This is a genomic window from Nocardioides sp. ChNu-153 (assembly GCF_030466625.1).
Taxonomy (GTDB): domain Bacteria; phylum Actinomycetota; class Actinomycetes; order Propionibacteriales; family Nocardioidaceae; genus Nocardioides.
Genome location: NZ_JADEVT010000003.1, coordinates 264,826 through 268,177, shown reverse-complemented (window position 1 = coordinate 268,177; position 3,352 = coordinate 264,826). Strand labels below are relative to the sequence as shown.

The 3,352-nt window shown below is 71.8% G+C and carries 5 protein-coding genes; all 5 read right to left on the bottom strand.

What is annotated here, in order from left to right; all coding sequences use genetic code 11:
* Positions 1-89: 89 nt before the first annotated feature.
* Positions 90-857, bottom strand: a complete 768-nt coding sequence (locus tag INN71_RS07260) for a 1-acyl-sn-glycerol-3-phosphate acyltransferase (RefSeq protein ID WP_301800009.1) — start codon at positions 855-857, stop codon at positions 90-92.
* A gap of 133 nt (positions 858-990) precedes the next feature.
* Positions 991-1,317: a thioredoxin gene (trxA, locus tag INN71_RS07255; protein ID WP_277501667.1), complete on the bottom strand. Its 327-nt coding sequence runs from the start codon at positions 1,315-1,317 to the stop codon at positions 991-993.
* Between the two features lie 82 nt (positions 1,318-1,399).
* The gene (gene trxB / locus INN71_RS07250) at positions 1,400-2,434 is read right to left on the bottom strand and encodes a thioredoxin-disulfide reductase (protein WP_301800007.1); all 1,035 of its coding nucleotides are present in this window, start codon (positions 2,432-2,434) and stop codon (positions 1,400-1,402) included.
* Between the two features lie 62 nt (positions 2,435-2,496).
* On the bottom strand, positions 2,497-2,979 hold the full coding sequence (locus INN71_RS07245) for a low molecular weight phosphatase family protein (protein WP_277501674.1): 483 nt from the start codon (positions 2,977-2,979) through the stop codon (positions 2,497-2,499).
* Between the two features lie 36 nt (positions 2,980-3,015).
* Positions 3,016-3,352 (bottom strand): arsenic resistance protein (locus INN71_RS07240; RefSeq protein WP_367619028.1); only part of this gene is annotated, 337 nt, incomplete at its 5' end.

The window sequence follows — 3,352 nt, the reverse complement described above, 5'->3', positions numbered from 1 at the left end:
CGGGGCGGCCACCTCAACCAGCGCGGGACGGGGCGGCCACCTCAACCAGCGCGGGACGGGGCGGCCACCTCGACCACCGAGCGTCGTTGTCAGGAGGCGCGGCGCTTCTCCGCGCGCTTGGCGGCGCGGGCGCGCTTCTCCTCGGCGTCGAGGCGCTCGGCCTCCTCGAGGGTCGGCGCGCTGCCGCCGCGGCGGGCGGGGATCCACCAGGCGCCGGCGGGCTTCTCGTCCTCGGGGTAGAGGTCGATCGCCTTGTCGAGCAGCGCCTTCATCGACTCGTGCAGCTCGGCGGTCTCGGCGACGGGGTCGGCGGCGGTCGGGTGGAGCGGGGCGCCGACGTGCACGCCGATGGTCTTGCCGCGGGAGAAGTCGCGGGGGTGGTCCTTGGTCCACATGCGGTGGGTGCCGTAGATGACGACGGGCAGGAGCGGTACGCCGGCCATCGCCGCGATCCGCACCGCACCCGTCTTCAGCTCCTTGATCTCGAACGAGCGCGAGATGGTGGCCTCGGGGAAGATGCCGACCGCCTCCCCCTGGCGGAGGTATTCGACGGCCTTCGCGGCAGACGCCGCGCCCTCGCCCCGGTCGACCTCGATGTGGTGGAACGAACGCATCACGGGACCGCCGACGGGGTGGTCGAAGATCTCCTTCTTCGCCATGAACCGCACGTAGCGGCCCGACGGGTTGGCGGCGAGCCCGCCGTACACGTAGTCGACGTACCCGACGTGGTTGACGGCGAGCAGCACGCCGCCCGTGCGGGGGACCTGCTCGGTGCCCGTCATCTGGAAGCGCTGGCCGAGCGCGCGGAAGGAGAGCTTCGCGGTGGCGATGACGGCGGGGTAGGTCAGGTCGAGCACGTGGTCTCCCGGTGGCTGCGGCGCTGCGGTCGATCGACTCTAGCCTGCAACGGCGCGGCGTCGACCTGGGCCCGGACGCCGAGAGGCCGGCCCCGCAGTGCGGGACCGGCCTCCGGCTCGGAGCAGCTGCTCGTCAGCCGATGAACTCGCTGAGCTCGCGCACGAGCGCCGACTTCGGCTTGGCGCCGACGATGGTCTTGACGACCTCGCCGCCGGAGTAGACGTTGAGCGTCGGGATGCCCGTGACCCGGTAGTTGCCCGGCGTGACGGGGTTCTCGTCGACGTTCATCTTCACGAACGTGATCTTGTCGCCGTGCTCCTTGGCGAGCTCGTCGAGGATCGGGGAGACCTGGCGGCACGGGCCGCACCACTCGGCCCAGAAGTCGACCAGGACCGGCTTGTCGGACTTCAGGACCTGCGCCTCGAACTCGGCGTCGGTCACAGCGGCGATGTCAGCCACGGCGTGTTCCTCTCGTTGATGGAGTCGCCCGGCGGACCGGGGCGTCGGTGGTGGAACGTCGGGGAGCGCTCGGTTCTTCCCGTCAGAGGCCGGCGGTCTGCACGGTCTCGACGGCGGCGGACTCCGCGACCGCGTCCTGGGCCTCCTGCGGCGTCACCGCGGCGTGGTCCAGGTCGGCGATGTAGCGCTCGGCGTCGAGCGCCGCGGCGCAGCCGGTGCCGGCCGCGGTGATCGCCTGGCGGTAGTGGTGGTCCACCAGGTCGCCGGCCGCGAACACGCCCGGGATGCTCGTCGCCGTCGAGGGGTGGCGCACCAGCACGTAGCCCTCGTCGTCGAGGTCGACCTGACCGCCGAGCAGCTCCGAGCGCGGGTCGTGGCCGATCGCCACGAACAGGCCGGTGACCTCCAGCGGCCGGGTCTCGCCGGTGACGGTGTCGCGCAGCGTGACGCTCTCCAGCTTGTCGCCGCCGTGGATCTCGGCGACCTCGGAGTTCCAGAGCACCTCGAGCTTCGGGTCCTTGAACGCGCGGTCGGCCATGATCGCGGAGGCGCGCAGCGAGTCGCGGCGGTGGATCAGGTAGACCTTCGAGGCGAAGCGGGTGAGGAAGGTGGCCTCCTCGACGGCCGAGTCACCGCCGCCGACGACCGCGATGGCCTGCTCGCGGAAGAAGAACCCGTCGCAGGTGGCGCACCACGACACGCCCTTGCCGGAGTAGAGGTCCTCGCCGTCGATGCCGAGCTTGCGGTAGCCCGATCCCATCGCCAGCACCACCGAGCGCGCCGTGTAGGTGTCGGTCTCGGTGCGCACGACCTTGATGTCACCGGTGAGGTCGACCGACACGACGTCGTCGGGCACGAGCTCGGCGCCGAAGCGCTCGGCCTGCGCGCGCATCTCGTCCATCAGCGCGGGGCCCATGATGCCGTCGCGGAAGCCCGGGAAGTTCTCCACCTCGGTGGTGTTCATCAGCGCGCCGCCGGCCGTGACCGAGCCCTCGAACACCAGGGGCGCGAGGTTCGCGCGCGCGGCGTACACCGCGGCCGTGTAGCCCGACGGCCCGGACCCGATGACGATGACGTTGCGGGACTCCCCGGCAGCGGGGGTGGTGTGGTCGCTCATGTTCGTTGATCGCTCCTGGGTCCGGGCAGGCGTGGCTGCGACGGAGGGGGTCGTGGGTTGAATCAGTTGGTGGCGAGGAGGCTGGGCGGGAGGTCGATGTCGGGGACCAGCTCGACGAGGAGCTCACGGACGCGGCCGTCGATGTCGGCGATGATCCGTCGTACCTCGGTCTCGTCCTGCCCCTTGGAGTCGTCGAGGGGCCAGTCGCGGTAGCGGGCGCCGGGGACGTAGGGGCAGTTCTCGCCGCAGCCCTGCGTGATGGCCAGATCGCTCCCGGCGATCATCTCGGTGGTCAGCAGCTTCGGGGACTCCCGCGAGGTGTCCAGACCGAGGGACTCCAGCACGCGGGCGACCTCGGGGTGGACGTGCTCGCCGGGCTCGGTGCCGGCGGAGATCGCGACCACGCGGCCCCCGGCGTAGTGCTCCGTCAGCAGGCGGGAGGCGACCGAGCGCCCGCCGTTGGCGCGGCAGGCGAACACGACCTGGGGCCGCGTCTCCCCGCCGTCCGTGCCGTCGGGGAGGTGGGCGGCGTCGGCAGTCGTCATGCGGTGGGCTCCTCGGTGTCGGGTGGAGGGTACGGATCAGCGGGCCGGGACGCGGGAGGGGTCGCCGGAGGGGGCGCGATCGCGCAGCCACAGGGCGACGTACACGAGGGCGACGAGGACGGGCACCTCGATGAGGGGACCGACGACGCCAGCCAGGGCCTGGCCCGAGGTGACGCCGAAGGTGCCGATCGCGACCGCGATGGCCAGCTCGAAGTTGTTGCCGGCCGCGGTGAACGCCAGCGTCGAGGTCTTCGCGTAGCCCAGCCGCAGGCGGACACCGACGACCCACGAGACGCCGAACATCACGAGGAAGTAGGCCAGCAGCGGCAGCGCGATCCGGGCCACGTCCCAGGGCTGGGAGGTGATGGCGTCG